This window comes from Nonomuraea mesophila (assembly GCF_004352805.1).
Lineage (GTDB): Bacteria > Actinomycetota > Actinomycetes > Streptosporangiales > Streptosporangiaceae > Nonomuraea > Nonomuraea longispora.
The window spans coordinates 1-15,853 of record NZ_SMLD01000086.1 but is presented as its reverse complement, the minus strand read 5'-3'; the positions used below and the strand labels follow the sequence as shown (position 1 = coordinate 15,853).

Here is a 15,853-nt window from a genome sequence, read left to right as displayed (position 1 = left end):
TGATGCTGCTCACGATCGACGTCGGCAACACGCACACGGTGCTGGGGCTGTTCGAGGGCGAGGACGTCATCGAGCACTGGCGGCTGGCCACCGACGCCCGCCGCACCGCCGACGAGATCGCGGTCGTGCTGCAGGGCCTGCTGACGCAGTCGCCGCTGCTCAAGGGGGCCGACATCGACGGCATCGCCATCTGCTCCACCGTGCCGAGCGTGCTCAACGAGATGCGCGAGATGTGCCGCCGCTACTACGGCGACGTGACCGCGGTGATCGTGGAGCCGGGCATCCGCACCGGCGTCCCCGTACGCATGGACAACCCCAAGGAGGTCGGCAGCGACCGCATCGTCAACGCGCTCGCGGCCATCGACCAGTACGGCGGCCCGTGCGTCATCGTCGACTTCGGCACCGCCACCTCCTTCGACGCGGTGTCGGCCAAGGGCGAATACGTCGGCGCGGTCACCGCGCCCGGCATCGAGATCTCGGTCGACGCCCTGGCCGCCGCCGGAGCACAACTGCACAAGGTCGAGCTCGTACGCCCCCGCTCGGTGATCGCGAAGAACACGGTGGAGGCCCTGCAGGCGGGCATCATCTACGGCTTCGCCGGCCAGGTCGACGGCATCGTCGAGCGCATCGCCGCCGAACTGGCCGACGACCCCGACGAGGTGACGGTCGTGGCCACCGGCGGGCACGCGGGGCTGGTCGTGGGCGAGTCGCGCTCGATCGACGTGCACGAGCCGTGGCTGACCCTCATCGGGCTGCGGCTGATCTACCACCGTAACGCGGCGTGAAACCCGCGCGAGTCCCTGCGGTTCGCCGGATCCCCTACCCTTTGTTGTTGTGAGCGACGAACTTCCCGAGCAGATGCGCATCCGGAGGGAGAAGCTCGACCGCCTTCGCAGCGAGGGCGTCGACCCTTACCCGGTGAATTTCCCACGCACGGCCATCAACGCCGAGGTCAGGGAGAAATACCAGGGCCTGGAGCCCGACACCGCCACCGGTGACACGGTCTCGGTCGCGGGGCGCGTCATGCTCAACCGCGTGGGCGGCAAGCTCTGCTTCGCCACCCTCCGCGACGGCGGCGCCGACCTGCAGGTCATGATCTCGCTCGACAAGGTCGGCGAGGAGTCGCTGGCCCGCTGGAAGCGCGACGTCGACCTGGGCGACCACGTGGGCGTGACCGGTGAGGTCATCACCTCGCGCAGGGGCGAGCTGTCCGTGCTCGCCGACAGCTGGCAGATCACCAGCAAGTGCCTGCGGCCCCTGCCGGAGAAGCACGTCGGCCTCACCGACCCGGAGGCGCGGGTCCGCCAGCGCTACGTCGACCTGATCGTCAACGACGAGTCCAGGAAGATGGCCAGGGTCCGCAGCGCCACCGTGCGCGCGGTGCGCGACTTCTGGCACGAGGAGGGCTACCTCGAGGTCGAGACGCCGATGTTGCAGCCGATCCACGGCGGCGCCACGGCCCGGCCGTTCAAGACGCACATCAACGCCTACGACATGGAGCTCTATCTCCGCATCGCGATCGAGCTCTATCTCAAGCGGCTCGTGGTCGGCGGCATCGAGAAGGTCTTCGAGATCAACCGCAACTTCCGCAACGAAGGCGCCGACTCGACGCACAACCCCGAGTTCACCATGATCGAGGCCTACGGCACCTACCTCGACTACCACGACATGGCCGACCTCACCCAGCGCATGTACCAGAAGGCCGTGGTGGCCGCCCTGGACACCACGGTGGTCGTGCACGACGGCGTCGAGGTCGACCTGGGCATCCCCGAGTGGCCGCGCATCACCCTCTACGGCGCGGTGTCCGAGGCCGTCGGCGAGGAGATCACGACCTCGACGTCGCTGGAGGAACTGCGCAAGATCGCCGACCGGCGCGAGATCCCGTGGGACCCCAAGTGGGGTCCTGGCAAACTCGTGCAGGAGCTGTTCGAGGCGCTCGTGGAGCACACGCTCATCCAGCCCACGTTCGTCATGGACTATCCGCTGGAGACCTCGCCGCTGGCCCGCCAGCACCGCGACGACCCGCTCGTCACCGAGAAGTGGGACCTCATCGGGTTCGGCACCGAGCTCGGCACCGCCTACTCCGAGCTCAACGACCCCATCGAGCAACGCCGCCGCCTGGTCGAGCAGTCCCTGCTGGCCGCGGGCGGCGACCCGGAGGCCATGCAGCTCGACGAGGACTTCCTGCAGGCGCTCGAATACGCGATGCCGCCGACGGGCGGCATGGGCGCCGGCATCGACCGCATGATCATGGCCTTCACCGGCAGGAACATCCGCGAGACCATCCTGTTCCCCCTGGTGAAGCCGACCCACTGACCTATCGCGGAATCGAGCGCCCGGAGCCTGCGCTTCCGGGCGCTCACGTTTGTACCGTGCGGCACGTCGCGGGGCCGCAGCCCCGCATCCGTACGAGCTTGTCAGCTCCGGGTCAAGAGCCCGGACGGGCGTACGGCGCGTTTCATGCGATTTTCCGCCGCTCTGCGTCCACGATGGCGGCGACCCCAGGCGGGTCCTTAAATAACGGGCCGCCGCGTGCTCCAGCCCATGGTGAGGAGCGGCTGTGCGGCGTATGGATCACGCAGAAAACCGCCGGCGGATGGATCAAAAACCGGGCCGGCCGGCGCCGGATCCGGCGTGGCGGAACCGGCGGGCGCCTTGTGCGTGGCGCGGCGGCAAGCGGCGGCCCGCGCGACCCGGCCACCTATGGCGAATCATGTCAACAGCGCTGGTCAAGGGCGGCGATTGTCGTGCTTGACGACCTTTCCATGATGCGTTTACCTTCTGCGAGGAGCGGCTGTGGCCTGGCTAAGAGGGGTCCAGGCCTGCTGTTGGGGGGGAGGGCTCCCGATGGAAGTGCTCACTGAAGACGTTGAGCTGAGCCATGCGGATCTGGCATTACTGGCGGAACTCGCCAGAGGAGTCACGGTCGACCGAGTAGGGAGACGACTGGACATCAGCGGCCGCACCGTACGCCGGAGGCTGCGCGGCATCTGCGACCGCATCGGCGTCGCCACCGCGATCGAGGCCGTGGCGTGGGCGGCACGCCGGCAGCTCATCTAGCGGGTGCCCGTCGCCGCTCAGTCGGCGATGCGCACCGCACCCGCGAACGGCCGCCGTGCGATCGACGCGATCCGCACCACGTCGCCCGTCCGAGGGGCGTGCACCATCATGCCGCCGCCCAGATAGATGCCCACGTGATGCAGGTCGCCGTAGAAGAACACCAGATCACCAGGGCGCATCTCGTCGCGTGAGATGTGCCGGCCCGCCGTCCACTGGTCGCCGGTGTAGTGCGGCAGGGAGATGCCCACCCGCTGGTAGGCCGCCATCACCAGGCCGGAGCAGTCGTAGGAGCCGGGACCCTCGGCGCCCCAGACGTACGGCTTGAGCTGCTGCGTGAGCGCCCACCGTGCCGCCTGCGCGGCCTTGCCGCTGCCCGCGATCGGCAGGTTGACGCGGGTGGCGCGCGTGCCGGGACGGCCGGCCTCGCCCAGCGCCCGCCTGAACAGGTTGCTCTCGACCTTGGCTACCAGCTTGCTGATCTTGTCACGCTTGCCGTCGAGATCCTTGACGATCTTCTCGACCTCGGCGATGCGCGACTTGGCGCCCGCCCTGGCGCGCTCGGCCGCCTTCATGGCCTTGGTGAGCTGGTTGAGCTCCTCGCCCTGCCGCTGCTCGATGGCGAACGTGGTCGCGGCGCCGTCGAGGAAGCTGTCGGGGTTCTCGGAGGAGGTGAACGCCAGCGCCCGGCTCAGCCCGCCCGTCATGTAGGCGTTCTGGGCCAGCAGGGCGGCCTTGGCGCGCTTGGCCGTCAGGTCCGCCTCGCTGGCCGCCAGCGTCTTACGTGCGGCCTCGGCGGCCTTCTTGGCCGTCTTCAGCTTCTCCCGCTGGCCGTTGTACCGCTCGGTCAGCGTCTCGATCTCGGTGTGCATCTTCTCGACCCGTGAGGCGAGGTCCTTGAGCGAGGGCTTGGGGTCGGCGAGGGCGGGGCCGGTGGGAACCGAAAGCAGCAGCGCGGCGATTGTGAGACTTGCCACACCGAGGCGGTGGCGCAACCGGGGGCGTTGCGGAGAACCGGCATGCCTGCCCGGCGACTTCCTCCCACGGTCGAGCGTGCGCTTCACCAACCATGCTCCTCTCGTAGACGCCTACCGGGTTAGCTGACGGGTTCGGGCCGGAGCAGCCCTACCGAAAAACTCGGATTCACCCCGTGATGGCGGTCGCCACCGGCGGTTCCCCGGCTTCCCTGAAGGGGAATTGAGCGTGCCTCCCCGCGCGCGACACGCGGGGATCATCGTCGCTGGACACTAATGCACTCCGGGTTCCTGCTCAACCAGAACTGCCAACTCTGTAGAGGTTTCGCAACCGAAGTGTCACAAGGGGATCTCGGTGGCAGTCGTGCCGGTGGGGCCGTATGTGGTGCTTCCTCCCGAACGAAGGCCGGGAGCGACGTCGTACTCACTCGGCCACGAGTTGTAACAGGATGGGCGGAGACATGCGAGTTAGGTCCGAGCCGTAATGACATCTGTACTCTGGAGAGCCATGGAGCAGGTGGCGGAACTGAGTGTGCCGGAGACCGCGGTGGTGGTCCGGCGTGCTCGCACGCCGGACGTGCGGGGGGTCAGGCGCCTGGTCGACACCTACGCGGGCGCGGGCCCGCGGCTCCTGAAGAAGGCCACGGTGACGCTGTACGAAGACGTACAGGAGTTCTGGGTGGCCGAGCGTGGCGGTCAGGTCGTCGGCTGCGGGGCGCTCCACGTGCTCTGGGAGGACCTCGCGGAGGTCCGTACGGTGGCCGTCGATCCCGAATGCCGAGGCATGGGGGTGGGCGATCGGATCGTCTCGGCGCTAATCCAGCAGGCCAAAGACCTGGGACTGCAGCGTGTATTCTGTCTTACTTTTGAGGTCGACTTCTTCGCGAGGCACGGTTTCCGCCGCATCCAGGGCACACCCGTCTCCCCCGAGGTCTACGCCGAGCTGCTGGCCTCGTATGACGAGGGTGTAGCGGAGTTCCTCGACCTGGAACACGTCAAGCCGAACACCCTGGGCAACACCCGCATGCTGCTCCACCTGACGTCGGGTGACGCGGACCTTGACCACACGGAAAGGTGATTGTTGATACCTATGTCGATACGTTGGGCAGCACAGGCATGTGTCCTGACATGTGCCACGCGCGCACTCGAAGCGAGGTGACACGGTGAGCACCGGACAGCCGCCGTACCCACAGGACGAATCCGGCGAGAACTCTGCGCCTCCCCACTACGGCCAGCAGAACCCGGGCCGCCACCCCAGCGAGCCCGACCCCGACGTCACCGTGGTCGGCTACCGCGCGGACGACGCCTTCGGGCAGCAGCCCCCTTACGGCCAGCAGCAGGGCTACGGCCAGCAACCCCAATATGGTCAGCAGCAGGGCTACGGCCAGCAACCCCAATACGGTCAGCAGCCGCAGTCCCAGCCCGACTACGGCCAGCAGCAGTACGGCCAGCAGGGCTACGGCCAGCAGCCCCAGTACGGTCAGCAGCCACAGTCCCAGCCCGACTACGGCCAGCAGCAGTACGGCCAGCAGGGCTACGGCCAGCAGCAGCCGGGCCAGCAGGGTTACGACCAGCAGGGCTACGGCCAGCAGCCCCAGTACGGCCAGCAGCCCCAGTACGGCCAGCAGCCCCAGTCGGGCCAGCAGGGCTACGACCAGAACCAGTACGGCCAGCAGTACGGCCAGCAGCCGCAGTCGGGCCAGCAGGGTTACGAGCAGCAGGGCTACGGTCAGCAGTCTCATTCGGGCCAGCAGGGCTATGACCAGCAGGGCTACGGTCAGCAGCCGCAGTCCGGCCAGCAGGGCTATGACCAGCAGGGCTACGGTCAGCAGCCGCAGTCCGGCCAGCAGGGTTACGACCAGCAGGGCTACGGCCAGCAGCCCCAGTACGGCCAGCAGCCGCAGTCGCAGCCCGGCTACGGCCAGCAGCAGTACGGCCAGCAGGGTTACGGTCAGCAGCAGCCGGGCCAGCAAGGTTATGACCAGCAGGGCTACGGCCAGCAGCCCCAGCCCGGCTACGGCCAGCAGCAGTACGGCCAGCAGGGTTACGGTCAGCAGGGCTTCGACCAGAACCAGTACGGCCAGGGCTACGGGCAGCCGCAGCAGGCCGGTTACGGCCAGCCCCCCTACGGCCAGCCGGGCTACGGCCCGGTCGGCGTGCAGCCGCCGGGAGCCCCCGCCCCGCTGGCGGAATGGTGGCAGCGGCTGGTGGCGCGGATCATCGACGGTGTCCTGTTCGGCATCGTGATGGTCGTGCTGTCTCTCCTGCTCACGACGCTCTTCCTGGTCAGCTACGACTCGACCAGCGGCTCCACCTCGGGGCTGTTCAGCTCCTTCACGCTCGGCATCGTGCTCGCGATCGTCCTGACCGGCGTCTACGTCGGCTACGACTTCCTCATGCACAAGATGAAGGGCCAGACGATCGGCAAGATGATCATGGGGATCAAGGTCGTCCCGGTGGGGCAGATGATGCCTCCTGGCGGCCTGCCGGGCGACGCCGCCATCAAGCGGGCCGGCGTGACCTGGGGCGCCTACATCCTCTACTTCCTGCCGTTCGGCACCATGCTGGCGGGCATCGTCTGCGGCCTGAACGGCGCCTCGATGCTCTGGGACAAGCCGCTGCAGCAGACGTTCGCGGACAAGCTCGCGAACACCGTGGTGGTCAAGATCAAGTAATCGCGCGAACCGCGAAACAGGGGCCGGCTTCCCGTCGGCCTCTGTTTTGTATGTGAGGGTAGGTGCGGAATGCAGGGCTCCTGAGGCGTCGAAGACGCGAGGTGAGGGTTATGGCCGGAACGTCGCCGTGGGCGGACGCGGTGCCCGCGGAATGGTGGGAACGGCTGGCCGCCCGGCTCATTGAAGCACTCCTCTTCGGCATCGTTTATTACATTCTGTTCATTGCGCTATGGGCGGTCTTCCGGACTGTCGGCATGATGGACGCGTTCGGCGGCCGGCTGCCCGGAGTGTTCGCGTGGGCGGTCGCGGGGCTGGGTTATACGGGTTACGACTGGTGGGCGCATTGGCGGCACGGGCGTACGTTCGGCCAGGCGATCATGCGCATCCGCCTGGCGCCACCGGGTGTGGGGGCCCGTGCTCTGCTGAAACGTTCGCTGGTCTATCCCGGTCCGGTCATGCTCATGGGCATTCCGGTGGTCAATCTGGTGGCGGGAATGCTGCTGTTCGGTGTCGGTATGCTCATCCTGATCGACAAGCCGCTGGAACGCGGCCCGCATGACAGGCTCGCGGGAACGCGCGTGGTTAAGGATCTTCGCTGAGGCATCCGTACCTGCACGGATGTCTTTTCGCAAAATTTTGGCATGATCCGGTAAGGAGCCTGGAGAGACTGGCATTAGGCTATGGGGCGTCCGGGTTGCCGGATGTAGGTCTCCCTGCGACACGCAGGGCATGTGTGTGCCGCTATGGTCGGGTGCGGGCGGTTGTCGCCTTGCGCACCATGAGGGGCCGCAGCGCTCCTCCAAGGGGCGCTCCGCGCGCTTTTTGCGCCCCGAAACCCCGTCAGCCGTGGAGGCGAGGACGAATGGAAGCCCTTACAGACGTATTGTCAGCGCTCATCCCCCCGGTGGTGGTGGGCGGCGCCTTCATCTTTGGCGTCGTGAAGTTGGTCCGGGCGGAGGCCGTCGGCGGCAGGCGAAACCGTGAGGATCAGCCCGAGGGCGAGAACTGATCGGCCAGTCAGCCGAATCCCCGTAGCGCTGAATTGTCTCCACGCCTTTCCGGGTATATGTTTGGGCTGGCGAATGAAACAATGCTCCGCGAAAGGATTGCGTAGATGGCCAAGCAGATCCAGGAGATTCTCATCGATGACCTCGATGGGGGCGAGGCCAATGAGACGGTCAGCTTCGCTATTGACGGCTCCTCCTATGAGATTGACCTCAGCGACCTTAACGCGAAGAAGCTGAGGGACGCGCTCACGCCTTTCGTGCAGCACGCGCGCAGGGCCGGTGCCGTCACCACGCGTCGGCGTGGCCGCGGCGGCAACCGCGCGATGAGCCGCGAGAAGAGCTCGGAGATCCGGCAGTGGGCCAAGGCCCACGGCCTGCCCGTCAGCGAGCGAGGCCGCATCGCCTCCACCGTCGTCGAGAAGTACGAGCAGGCTCACTAGGCAGAGCCCGCCGCTCGACCGTGCGCTTATGCCGCTCGCCTAGGACCCCGGCGACCGCCATAAACGCATGATCGTGTCCGGGCCGTTCTGAATGGCGGAGCGGCCCGGATGATGATCGACTCGCCTGTCCAATATGCGGGCGTTTCAGCCGCGGAACCGGCGCCCTCTCGGCGCCGTTTCCGTGGCCGGGCGCCCGCATATGTGGCGGCGCCGCGCCGGGCGTGTCCGAATGCGCCGCGCGGCCATACCCCATTCAACGTACGCTTCTCGCCGCGAGGCGCCCGGATTGCCCGCGGGCAGCGTCATTCGCCTACTGTCCCGGCCGGGCGTCGCGCTCATGGAACGCGCCATGACGGAAATCCGGGCGCCTAAAGACCGCCGGCGATCTTCACGCGCTGTAGCCTTAACCGCGATCTCGACTCGCGCCCGTGCCGGAAACCCCGTACGGCACGCGGGTTCGGGCATCGGTGCAAAACGGCGCCGTACACGTTGCGTGGCCGCCGCGCCATAAGCGGCGCCCGGGAGATGTCGCGGCGCCGGGCATAACCCGCGGGCGCGGGCGCGCCCGCACAATCCGGCTTTCGCGAGCATGTGCGCACAATGCAGGGCCGTCACGAAGTGCGCCGGGCACCGGAATGCCATCGCCCGGCGACGGCGGGGATGAGCGCGAATGGCATGCCCGGCCGCGACGCAGTGTCTCATGATGCGAGATGGGTCGGTAACCGAGCTGACCGGATGGCGTATTACTCTGTGTGCGCTGTCGGCGCGTGTCTCGTTGTGCTCAGGGCGTAGCACGCGAGGTTGGCCATCCATTGCGTCGGGACATAGGATGATTGCGTAACAGATACGTACGCGGCATCTGGGATGCGCGGGTGAAGTGAAGTGGCGCCCCAGCCGGCTTCACCCCCGACGTTCGATGGCCGATCGTGGTGATCCGGATACGGTGCGGCAGCACTTTTCAGCCGCTTCCGCGAAGCGTCCTAAACATCGTTCGCTTGCGGCGTATCGGGAACACGTCACCCCCGAACGGTAGTTGGATAGAGGGTGAACGCCCTGTTCCCGGGGAACGTGTCTGCTATAGAGCGTGTCAGCGGCAGTGGGCACGGTTCGCCGAGCCAGGGCTAGCATGCGGGATGACGGGACCGGATTTACCGGCCTGACTGACCGCTCTGTGAGGAGCGACGAGATGTTCGAGAGGTTCACCGACCGAGCGAGGCGTGTTGTCGTCTTGGCCCAAGAAGAGGCCAGGATGCTCAACCACAACTACATCGGCACTGAGCACATTCTTCTTGGTCTGATCCACGAAGGTGAGGGCGTAGCCGCCAAGGCTCTGGAGAGCCTCGGCATCAGCCTTGAGGGTGTGCGCCAGCAGGTCGAGGAGATCATCGGCCAGGGCCAGTCGGCTCCGTCGGGGCACATTCCGTTCACCCCGCGGGCCAAGAAGGTCCTCGAGCTGTCGCTCCGTGAGGCTTTGCAACTGGGTCACAACTACATCGGCACCGAGCACATCCTGCTCGGGCTCATCCGTGAGGGTGAGGGTGTGGCGGCTCAGGTGCTGGTCAAGCTTGGAGCTGATCTCAACCGTGTCAGGCAGCAGGTCATCCAGTTGCTCCACGGCTACCAGGGCAAGGAGCCGGCCGCCGCGGGTGGCCCGCAGGAGTCGGCCCCGTCGACGTCCCTGGTGCTCGACCAGTTCGGCCGCAACCTGACCCAGGCGGCCCGCGAGGGCAAGCTGGATCCGGTCATCGGCCGTGAGAAGGAGATCGAGCGGGTCATGCAGGTCCTCTCCAGGAGGACCAAGAACAACCCCGTTCTCATCGGCGAGCCCGGCGTCGGCAAGACCGCCGTCGTCGAAGGTTTGTCGCAGAAGATCGTCAGGGGCGAGGTGCCCGAGACGCTGAAGGACAAGCAGCTCTACACGCTTGACCTCGGCGCGCTGGTCGCCGGCTCCCGCTACCGCGGTGACTTCGAAGAGCGCCTGAAGAAGGTGCTCAAGGAGATCCGCACCCGCGGCGACATCATCCTGTTCATCGATGAGCTGCACACGCTCGTGGGTGCGGGCGCCGCCGAGGGCGCGATCGACGCCGCCAGCATCCTCAAGCCGATGCTGGCCCGCGGCGAGCTGCAGACGATCGGCGCGACGACGCTCGACGAATACCGCAAATACCTTGAGAAGGACGCAGCGCTGGAGCGCCGGTTCCAGCCGATCCAGGTGGCCGAGCCCTCTCTCAGCCACACGATCGAGATCCTCAAGGGTCTGCGCGACCGCTACGAGGCGCACCACCGCGTGTCCATCACCGACGACGCGCTGGTGGCCGCCGCGCAGCTGGCCGACCGCTACATCAGCGACCGCTACCTTCCCGACAAGGCGATCGACCTCATCGACGAGGCCGGCTCCAGGATGCGCATCCGCAGGATGACCGCGCCGCCGGACCTGCGCGAATACGACGAGAAGATCGCCAACGTCCGCCGTGACAAGGAGTCCGCGATCGACGCGCAGGACTTCGAGAAGGCGGCCGCGCTCCGTGACCAGGAGAAGCAGCTCCAGCTCAAGCGCGAGCGGCGGGAGAAGGAGTGGAAGGCCGGCGACATGGACGTCGTGGCCGAGGTCACCCAGGAGCTCATCGCCGAGGTCCTGGCGACCGCCACCGGCATCCCGGTCTTCAAGCTGACCGAGGAGGAGTCCCAGCGCCTGCTCCGCATGGAGGACGAGCTCCACAAGCGGATCATCGGCCAGGACGACGCCATCAAGGGCCTGTCGCGCTCCATCCGGCGCACCCGCGCCGGGCTGAAGGACCCGCGGCGTCCCGGCGGCTCGTTCATCTTCGCCGGCCCGTCCGGTGTCGGTAAGACCGAGCTGTCCAAGGCTCTGGCGGAGTTCCTCTTCGGCGACGAAGACGCGCTGATCAGCCTGGACATGTCGGAGTTCATGGAGAAGCACACCGTCTCCAGGCTCTTCGGCTCGCCTCCCGGCTACGTCGGCTACGAAGAGGGCGGTCAGCTCACCGAGAAGGTGCGGCGCAAGCCGTTCTCCGTGGTCCTGTTCGACGAGATCGAGAAGGCCCACCCCGACATCTTCAACTCGCTGCTGCAGATCCTGGAGGACGGTCGCCTGACCGACGCCCAGGGCCGCGTGGTCGACTTCAAGAACACGGTCATCATCATGACCACCAACCTCGGCACCCGTGACATCTCCAAGGGCATCGGGGTCGGGTTCGCGAAGTCCAACGACGCCGACTCCAACTACGACCGGATGAAGTCCAAGGTGCAGGAAGAGCTCAAGCAGCACTTCCGGCCCGAGTTCCTCAACCGTGTCGACGACATCGTGGTCTTCCACCAGCTGACGCCCAACGAGATCATCAAGATCGTGGATCTGATGCTCAACCAGGTCGACGCCAGGCTGAAGGACCGCGACATGGGGCTCGACGTCTCGCCCGAGGCCAAGCAGCTGCTGGCCGACCGGGGCTACGACCCGGTCATGGGCGCCCGTCCGCTGCGGCGTACGATCCAGCGCGAGCTGGAGGACTCCCTCTCCGAGAAGATCCTTTACGGCGAGCTCCGTCCGGGGCAGGTCGTCAAGGTGACCATCGAAGGCGAGGGTGACGACGCCAGGTTCGTCTTCAAGGGCGAGTCCGCCTCGACGGTGCCCGACTCGGCCGCCGCGATCGCAGCGCCGATCCAGCGCTGACATCCGGTTCTCCGAGAGCCCCCGCGTGGAGCGTCATCCACGCGGGGGCTCTCGCATGTGCGGGCCCCGGCTCACCTCGAATGTGCGTGCCACCGCTCGCCGTTCCGCCGCTGTGATCGTCGTGCTCCGGAGGGCGGCACCGGTGTCACCCCGGGCACTTCCGGGGGCCGATGCTCTGCCCTCCGCCGAGGACGGTGACCTGGGTGGAACTCTCCGGAACCTGGACGGCGGCCGTGCACACGATCTGGTCGACGGCCAGGGCGGACAGTTCGCGAACCGGAGTCGACAGCGTCACCACCAGGTGGCCGCCCGGCTTGACGGCCACCGAGAACGGGCCGGCTTCGGGTGGGACGTCGGTGGTGAACCCCTGCGCCTGTTCCTTTTCGGTGACCCCGGCTGCCAGCAGCGCGAGCGTGTCCGCTTTGAACAGGGGACGACGACGGGGCCCGGTCCGCGTCACCGCGTCGACCCGGCCCTTCCTGACCAGGTAGAGGGTGATCGTCGTGGCGGGTGCGACGCCTCCGCTCGGCGGGTCGCCGGCGGGGATGACGTCGCTGGGTCGCACACCGCAGCCGGCCACGGCGACGACCGACACGAGGCCCGCGGCGAGCACGCGGCGGGCGAGCCGGGCCTTCACTGGGAGCCTCCGCCCGGATCGGGTGCCCGGCGTGGCAGCCGCAGCGTGAAGGCGGCGCCGCCGTCCGGGGCGTTGGTGACGGTGAGGTCTCCCTGGTGCAGGAGGGCGTTCTCCCGTGCGATGGCCAGGCCCAGGCCGCTGCCCTCGGACCTGGCCCTGGCCGCGCTGGCCTTGTAGAAACGGTCGAACACGTGCGGCAGCACCGCTGCGTCCAGCCCCGGTCCGTGGTCGCGGACCTTGACGGCGATCCAGTCCTGGTCGGCGCTGAGCCGTACCGACACCGGTGGCTCGCCGTGCCGCAGGGCGTTGCCGACCAGGTTCGCGAGGATGACGTCCACCCGGCGCGGGTCCAGCCGTGCCGTCACCGCGGGGGCGAGTTCGGTGTGCACCTGTTCCGTCCAGCCTCGGGTACGCAGGGTCGCGCGTACCAGTTCGGCCACGTCGACCTCGTTCAGTGCGAGGGCCGCGACGCCGGAGTCGAACCTGCTGATCTCGATGAGGTCGTTCACCAGGCCGGTGAGGTTGAGCGTCTCCCGGCTGACCAGCCTGGCGGCTCTGCCGGCGGGGTCGGGCAGCCCGTCCGCCTCCTCGTCGAGGACGTCGGCGACCGCGGCGAGCGCGGCGAGGGGGGTGCGCAGCTCGTGGGAGACGTCGGCCACGAACCGGCGGGCGTCGGCCTCCATCTCGCGTAGCTGCATGACGTGCCGTTCCAGCTCCGCCGCGGTGTCGTTGAACGTGCGCGCCACGTCGGCCAGCTCATCGGAACCGCGCACCTCGACCCGGGCCCGCAGCTCGCCCTCGCCCAGCAGGCGTGCCGCCCGGCCCAGCTCGCGCACCGGCCGCAGCACGCCACGGGTGGCCAGCAGGGCGAGGACGACCGCGAACGCCAGGGCCGCCCCGCCGGTGAGCCAGGCGCGGGCGGCGAGTTCGTTGATGCTGCGCTGTTCGGCGAGCAGGCTGCGAACGGTGTAGACCTCGATGCCGGACACCTGTGGTGCCCGGCCCGGTTCGTCGATCACCAACGGCGCGCCGATGACGAGGAAGGGGGCGCCGTGCCACTCCACGCGTTGCCACGCCATGATGCCGCCGGCCACCGTACGCCGCAGCTCCGATGGGATGTCATCGGCGTCCAGGGGCGGCGCGTCCGGTAGCCGGCCCGGCCTCCACTGCATGCCGCGGTAGACGGCGATCGTGTGACCCTCCTGGCCCATCATGTTGCGGACGATCAAGCCGAGCTCGTCGGGGCCCGGCGTCGCCGTGGGCAACGGGAAGAGCGTTTTCAGGCGGCTCCTCATCGCGTCCACCGCGGCGTCCTGGGTCCTCTTCAGGATCGCGTTGCGAGCTTCGACGTACATCCCGCCGGCCACCGCCGCCGCCGTGACCACACACAGCAGCGCGAACGCGGACAACAACCGGGTACGCAGCCCCGGACTCGGCCGTAGTGCCACCGGCGGCTCACACCGGCCCGAAGCGGTAGCCGAAGCCGCGTACCGTCTGCACGTAGACAGGCGCCGCCGAGTCGTCCTCGATCTTCGCGCGCAGCCGCTGCACGCACGCGTCCACCAGCCGCGAGTCGCCGAAATAGCCGTGCTCCCACACCGACTCCAGCAACTGCTGGCGGCTGTGCACCCGGCCCGGCGTGCCGGAGAGTTCGAGGAGGAGGCGCAGCTCCGTCGGGGCGAGGCCGACCGGGACGCCGCGGTGGGTGACGACCAGCCCGGCCCGATCGATGGTCAGGTCACCGTGCCGCTCCAGTTCGGCCTGGTCCCGGCCGATCCGCCGGAGCACCGCGCGAATGCGGGCCTCGAGCACTCGGGGCTGCACCGGCTTGACCACGTAGTCGTCGGCGCCCGCCTCCAGCCCGGCCACCACGTCTATGTCGTCGCCCCGTGCGGTCAGCATGATGATCGGCACGTTCCCGGTGGCCCGCATGCGCCGGCAGACCTCGAACCCGTCCATGCCGGGCAACATCAGGTCGAGCACGACGACGTCGGGAAGGTCCATGCGCAGCCGGTCCAGCCCCTGCTCGCCGGACTCCACCGCGCGTACCCGGTGCCCGTGCCGGGTCAGGGCCAGCTCAAGGCCCTCCCGTACGGCCGGGTCGTCCTCGATCAACAACACCCGCGACACGCCGCCGAGTTTCACCGCACGCTCCGTAGCTCGCCTGCCGGTCAACCTCATCCACTGTCGGCCGGTCGTGTCCTCGCCTCGTCCGCGCCGTGTCATGGTCGTGTCACGGTCGCACCGACGGCGGCCGCCGTCGACAAACGATGACAGGCGGCGGACAACGCACGCATATTCGGCGCCAAGCCTAGTCGCCATGAACGAACCACGCACCATCCCGCCTCGGCCTCGCGACCGGCTGTTCGCCGTGGTCACGCTGGTGCTCGCCGTTCTGCTGCTGCCCGCGGCGTTCGTCCGCCGTCCCGGCCGCGCTCGCGAACTGGCGTGCACCTGGGCGTTACGGATGCGCTTTCCGGCCGAGGACCTCACCGGGCTCACCGACGGTGCCCTCGCGGCGTTCACCGCGGCCCGTACGCAGGCGCTCTGGCGGCACGGCCAGCTGCTCGGCCTCACCTCGGGCTACCGCGACCCCCTCGTCCAGCAGCGGATGTTCGACGAGGAGGTACGCCGCTCCGGCTCCCCGGACTCGGCACGCATGCTCGTGCTGCCGGCGGCGGAGTCCAGCCACGTCAAGGGCGTCGCGCTGGACGTGCGCCCCCACGAGGGCGCGCGCTGGCTGGAGGAGCACGGCGCCCGCTACGACCTCTACCGCATCTACGACAACGAGTGGTGGCACTTCGAGTACCGCCCGGACCGCGGCGGCACACCACCACCCCGCCGGCCCCACCCCGGCCTGCGCTGACGGGCCCATGGGGGTGCGGGACGTCGACGGGTTCGCGCCGGAACGGGTGTTCGGAGAAGGAGCAAGGGACATGACATCGGGACTGCTGGGATGGCGCCTGCGGGCCGCGCGGGAGGCGGCGTTCGTGGGGCGGAAGGAGGAGCTCGCGGTCTTCAACGCGGCGTTGTACGGCGGCCGCAGCGTTCTGTACGTGCACGGCCCCGGCGGCGTCGGCAAGTCGGCCCTGTTGAGGCGGTTCGCCGGTGAAGCCACGGCGGCGGGGCGGCCGGTGTCGGACGGGCTCATGCTGGAGCCCGCGGGCGCCGATGCCGAGCCGGTGCTTCGTGATGCGGACGCGGTGTTGCTGGTCGACGACGTCGAACGCGTGCGGGGCTGGGAGGAGTGGCTGCGCGAGCGGTTCCTGCCGCGGGTGCCCGTGGGGGCGCTGGTGGTGATCGCGGGGCGGTGCCCGCCGGACATCCGGTGGCAGGCGGACCCGGGATGGGCGGGGGCGCTGGAGGTGCTGCCGC

At 68.4% G+C, this 15,853-nt stretch carries 13 protein-coding genes, 1 pseudogene and 1 riboswitch; of the genes and pseudogenes, 10 read left to right on the top strand and 4 right to left on the bottom strand.

Translation table 11 applies throughout. From position 1 onward, the window contains the following. The first annotated feature begins 2 nt into the window (after positions 1 to 2). The 3 genes from E1295_RS28045 to E1295_RS28035 all read left to right on the top strand — a co-directional run bounded on the left by E1295_RS28045 (position 3) and on the right by E1295_RS28035 (position 3,060). Complete coding sequence (locus E1295_RS28045) at positions 3 to 785, top strand: type III pantothenate kinase (RefSeq protein WP_132634324.1); 783 nt, start codon at positions 3 to 5, stop codon at positions 783 to 785. A gap of 49 nt (positions 786 to 834) precedes the next feature. Further along, positions 835 to 2,316: a bifunctional lysylphosphatidylglycerol synthetase/lysine--tRNA ligase LysX gene (lysX, locus tag E1295_RS28040; RefSeq protein ID WP_132634322.1), complete on the top strand. Its 1,482-nt coding sequence runs from the start codon at positions 835 to 837 to the stop codon at positions 2,314 to 2,316. A gap of 531 nt (positions 2,317 to 2,847) precedes the next feature. After that, positions 2,848 to 3,060: a helix-turn-helix domain-containing protein gene (locus tag E1295_RS28035; RefSeq protein WP_132634320.1), complete on the top strand. Its 213-nt coding sequence runs from the start codon at positions 2,848 to 2,850 to the stop codon at positions 3,058 to 3,060. Positions 3,061 to 3,077: 17 nt separating this feature from the next. Here the strand turns inward: E1295_RS28035 and E1295_RS51965 are convergent, their stop codons facing one another. Continuing rightward, the gene (locus E1295_RS51965; protein WP_281284777.1) at positions 3,078 to 4,034 is read right to left on the bottom strand and encodes a C40 family peptidase; all 957 of its coding nucleotides are present in this window, start codon (positions 4,032 to 4,034) and stop codon (positions 3,078 to 3,080) included. A gap of 93 nt (positions 4,035 to 4,127) precedes the next feature. Beyond that, positions 4,128 to 4,271: riboswitch (cyclic di-AMP (ydaO/yuaA leader) on the bottom strand. Between the two features lie 268 nt (positions 4,272 to 4,539). On the opposite strand from E1295_RS51965, the gene E1295_RS28025 reads away from it, so the two are divergent. From E1295_RS28025 to E1295_RS28005, 5 genes are all read left to right on the top strand, one after another. After that, positions 4,540 to 5,109 (top strand): amino-acid N-acetyltransferase, encoded by a 570-nt coding sequence (locus E1295_RS28025; RefSeq protein ID WP_181958051.1) that lies wholly within the window; start codon positions 4,540 to 4,542, stop codon positions 5,107 to 5,109. Between the two features lie 85 nt (positions 5,110 to 5,194). Continuing rightward, a complete protein-coding gene (locus E1295_RS50265) occupies positions 5,195 to 6,706 on the top strand; it encodes an RDD family protein (protein WP_132634318.1) in 1,512 nt (503 codons plus the stop codon). 110 nt (positions 6,707 to 6,816) lie between these two features. Then, the gene (locus E1295_RS28015) at positions 6,817 to 7,305 is read left to right on the top strand and encodes an RDD family protein (RefSeq protein ID WP_132634316.1); all 489 of its coding nucleotides are present in this window, start codon (positions 6,817 to 6,819) and stop codon (positions 7,303 to 7,305) included. Between the two features lie 515 nt (positions 7,306 to 7,820). Next, entirely contained in the window at positions 7,821 to 8,153 is a 333-nt protein-coding gene (locus tag E1295_RS28010; protein WP_132332025.1) for a histone-like nucleoid-structuring protein Lsr2, read from the top strand. A gap of 1,186 nt (positions 8,154 to 9,339) precedes the next feature. Then, entirely contained in the window at positions 9,340 to 11,841 is a 2,502-nt protein-coding gene (locus tag E1295_RS28005; protein ID WP_132634314.1) for an ATP-dependent Clp protease ATP-binding subunit, read from the top strand. A 145-nt stretch (positions 11,842 to 11,986) separates the two neighbouring features. Here the strand turns inward: E1295_RS28005 and E1295_RS28000 are convergent, their stop codons facing one another. From E1295_RS28000 to E1295_RS27990, 3 genes are read right to left on the bottom strand one after another with little or no spacing between them, the layout of a single operon-like run. Next, complete coding sequence (locus tag E1295_RS28000) at positions 11,987 to 12,478, bottom strand: GerMN domain-containing protein (protein WP_220448921.1); 492 nt, start codon at positions 12,476 to 12,478, stop codon at positions 11,987 to 11,989. Next, positions 12,475 to 13,926, bottom strand: coding sequence for a sensor histidine kinase (locus E1295_RS27995; protein ID WP_220448920.1), 1,452 nt, complete (start codon positions 13,924 to 13,926; stop codon positions 12,475 to 12,477). Before E1295_RS27995 ends, E1295_RS28000 begins: the two co-directional genes overlap by 4 nt. 7 nt (positions 13,927 to 13,933) lie before the next feature. Further along, complete coding sequence (locus E1295_RS27990; protein WP_181958053.1) at positions 13,934 to 14,608, bottom strand: response regulator transcription factor; 675 nt, start codon at positions 14,606 to 14,608, stop codon at positions 13,934 to 13,936. A gap of 190 nt (positions 14,609 to 14,798) precedes the next feature. On the opposite strand from E1295_RS27990, the gene vanY-N reads away from it, so the two are divergent. Continuing rightward, a complete protein-coding gene (vanY-N, locus tag E1295_RS27985) occupies positions 14,799 to 15,344 on the top strand; it encodes a D,D-peptidase/D,D-carboxypeptidase VanY-N (protein ID WP_132634310.1) in 546 nt (181 codons plus the stop codon). Between the two features lie 70 nt (positions 15,345 to 15,414). Continuing rightward, positions 15,415 to 15,853: pseudogene (locus E1295_RS49020) on the top strand (ATP-binding protein); the annotation flags it as partial.

What these genes read in the sequence shown, in the direction of transcription:
- E1295_RS28045 (WP_132634324.1), top strand. Translation starts at nt 3, where the DNA reads ATGCTGCTCACGATCGACGTCGGCAACACGCACACGGTGCTGGGGCTG.
- E1295_RS28035 (WP_132634320.1), top strand. Translation starts at nt 2,848, where the DNA reads ATGGAAGTGCTCACTGAAGACGTTGAGCTGAGCCATGCGGATCTGGCA.
- E1295_RS28025 (WP_181958051.1), top strand. Translation starts at nt 4,540, where the DNA reads ATGGAGCAGGTGGCGGAACTGAGTGTGCCGGAGACCGCGGTGGTGGTC.
- E1295_RS28015 (WP_132634316.1), top strand. Translation starts at nt 6,817, where the DNA reads ATGGCCGGAACGTCGCCGTGGGCGGACGCGGTGCCCGCGGAATGGTGG.
- E1295_RS28010 (WP_132332025.1), top strand. Translation starts at nt 7,821, where the DNA reads ATGGCCAAGCAGATCCAGGAGATTCTCATCGATGACCTCGATGGGGGC.
- E1295_RS28005 (WP_132634314.1), top strand. Translation starts at nt 9,340, where the DNA reads ATGTTCGAGAGGTTCACCGACCGAGCGAGGCGTGTTGTCGTCTTGGCC.
- vanY-N (WP_132634310.1), top strand. Translation starts at nt 14,799, where the DNA reads ATGAACGAACCACGCACCATCCCGCCTCGGCCTCGCGACCGGCTGTTC.